At 40.0% G+C, this 2,718-nt stretch carries 2 protein-coding genes and 1 pseudogene; 2 read left to right on the top strand and 1 reads right to left on the bottom strand.

Translation table 11 applies throughout. The features are described 5' to 3' along the window. Positions 1-292: 292 nt before the first annotated feature. Together AC3DU7_RS30575 and AC3DU7_RS30570 are read left to right on the top strand one after the other, a co-directional pair. Entirely contained in the window at positions 293-631 is a 339-nt protein-coding gene (locus AC3DU7_RS30575; RefSeq protein ID WP_488042997.1) for a DUF6972 family protein, read from the top strand. Beyond that, a complete protein-coding gene (locus AC3DU7_RS30570; protein WP_488042996.1) occupies positions 621-848 on the top strand; it encodes a hypothetical protein in 228 nt (75 codons plus the stop codon). The genes AC3DU7_RS30575 and AC3DU7_RS30570 overlap by 11 nt, the downstream gene beginning before the upstream one ends. Before the next feature lie 156 nt (positions 849-1,004). On the opposite strand, the pseudogene AC3DU7_RS30565 reads toward AC3DU7_RS30570, so the two are convergent. Then, positions 1,005-2,718 (bottom strand): annotated as a pseudogene (locus tag AC3DU7_RS30565) (hypothetical protein); the annotation flags it as partial.

The raw sequence follows: 2,718 nt of genomic DNA, 5'->3' as shown, positions 1-2,718 counted from the left end.
CCCCCTAACCCCCCTTGAAAAGGGGGGGGACTTCCAGTTCCCCCTTTTTAAAAGGGATGCGCGGGAGATCATTCATTGATGTACTTCACGCCTTATGAAAACTATTATATAAGGAGGAACAAGTTTTTTTATCACTAATTATCCGGACATGATATTATTTATTTTGTGAACAGACAATCTAACTATAGCAAAAAGCGATCGCTCTTGTAGCTGAGAAAGAGCGATCGCCTCGGAATAAAAAGCGTTTCATCCTGTATAATAATTCAAAGGCTAACAACAATTACTGAATGAAATGAGTGGAATTAATCGTCCAATTGTTCTTGACTCTAAACAGGTTGGCAAGCATCTACCAGATACTCCCCAAATGCAAAGACTTCTGAGAAAAGGGCGTGCTGCTCATGTATTTAATGACCGAGCTACTATGAACCAAGTTGCCCAAGCTATAATTGAAAGGGGAGAATTTACTGACACCGTTAGGGAATATGACCGCTACGGAATGTTATTTGTTCAACCCATTGGTTATAGAATTAGTCCTGACGGTAGTCGCATTCCACTTTATTATGGTGAAATTAAAATAAATGAATACAACCAATACCACGTTATCCCCAGAACCAGACCTAGTGAAAGATAATTGGGAATTTACTGAAGTATGGATCGATCCTACTTTGTCTCCTCCCTATATTCTTTTGTTACTGAGTGCTACAGACGGAAGGTGTCGCATTTACGACCCCGCTGAAGGTTATCGGGTCATTTTTGAGAGTGATAATTATGATGATGCTCAGTTTTGGTTACTTGAGGATGAGTATGAACCTTTGGAAGGAAGACTGAACGCATCGGAGTTAATTTAGGGAATGGGTAAGCGATCGCCTCTTGGAGATGAAAATGAGCGATCGCTTAAGCGATCAATTTTTGTACTATAAACTACTTATCCGCGGTTTTCATGTAATCCAATTTACCTATGCTGAACGTTTATAAGCAGATTATAGCATACCTTTTGTTAATTTCTAGGAACCACTCACTACACCGATTGTTTGCGGTATATCTCTAGTAACGAATCCTAAATCCCTAGATGTAACGTATTGTACTCCCTCAGCAATCACTTGTGAAGATTCGCTTCCATCCAACATCATTACTTCACTTGCTCCGAAATCTCTCAATATTTGAGCTGCATTTGCCTGCGTACTACCTTCAGAGTTCAAGAGCAGAGCCGTTTCCTTGATACCGTCGCCATCGCGATCTCTGACTCCAACAAACATTCTTCCGACCCCTGGATCAAATGGATTTTTCGGCGCAGATTCGTCTAATCCAACTATTACCTGTGGTGCTGAGGATTCTCTAATAGAGTCTATCTCATTATTAAAGTCTGTAATCTCGACTCGATCATTCCATATTTCAAATTTCCGTTTCTCGTTGGGAAACTCACCTTGACCATATCCCTCAAATACTGTACCGCCTATTTTCAAAGGATATGCTAACTTAGCAAAGTTAGCCTTCGAGAGATTGAAAAAATCAAAATCAAAAAACGCTCCGTTAGATATGGAAAAAGCGTTAGGGCTTTCGTTTGAAAAACTGTTCCAGACATCCCGAATATTATCGCGTTCAAAACCATCATCTTTTTGTGCCGCTGTCCGAAGTTGTAAAGAAGCACCTTGGCTCAAATCAACAATTTGCACAAAATCATTATTGTTGCCTAGTAAGCTTACTCCTTTAGAGCTTTGTCTGACATTGAAATCTGGTTTTGTCTCCTCCCAAGAAACATCTAAATAGGCATCGCCCCGATCTTCGTGCATAATTGCAGCAACACGATGCTGACCATTACTACTAGGAGTCAAGTAATATTCTTCTGGGTCTCCATAAGCTTGCTGCCATCCGCTAGTTATCTGAGTCCAACTGCCTCCCTCTGGACGAATGTACAACTGGAAGTAATCATCTGCTCTCGCTTTAAATGTGTAGTCTTGACCAGCCTCAAAGAAAGTATCGGTTTGTGTTAGCATTACAAAATCGTCGCTTGGTAATCCTTCACCAGGAGAACCATTACCAAAATTAAAATCAACACCATTGTCCCGAAGAGAATATGTATCAAGTTTTGCTAACCAATCAATTTCAGTTCTAGAACTCCAGACTCCTACATAAGTCTCCCACGATGATGACTTTTCGATAAAGGTTGCTAATCCATCTATTACCACGACCGCTCTATCGTTTTCACTCTTCAAACTCTCAATATCTCCCTCACTCAAATCTTTTCCTTGCACAACAGCACTAAAAATTTCTCCCTCATCTCCAACCGCATCAACAATATTTATCTGCGAATCAATATAATGCCCAAACTCTTCTAACCAAACATCTGTTACTTCCCCAATATTTCCTAAGTTGTTAGCTAAAAATTCCTGGGATAGATAAATAGTATTAGTTGCTTCAGCAAATGCACCATTGGCTCCATTAATCTCGGCAGATGAAATAACCTGAATTGGTGGCAGACTAATATTGGCCTCTTTGTCCCAATTTTCCCCAAAGGCCAAATCCATCTTTGCCTCAAAATCCGGGTTTGCTGCAAATTCGTGTAAATACTGATAACCTTCAATTACGGCTTGATTAATAACCTGTCCGATCGCCTCGCCAGTTAAAGTATCTACAGATGAATCAGTAGAAATATCTACTGTTGGTTCATAAATTGCTGAGTCTTGAGATAGAATCATATTATCTAAATCATTTAGCTGT

The organism is Okeania sp., from assembly GCF_983059655.1.
This window is presented reverse-complemented; position numbering and strand designations above follow the sequence as displayed.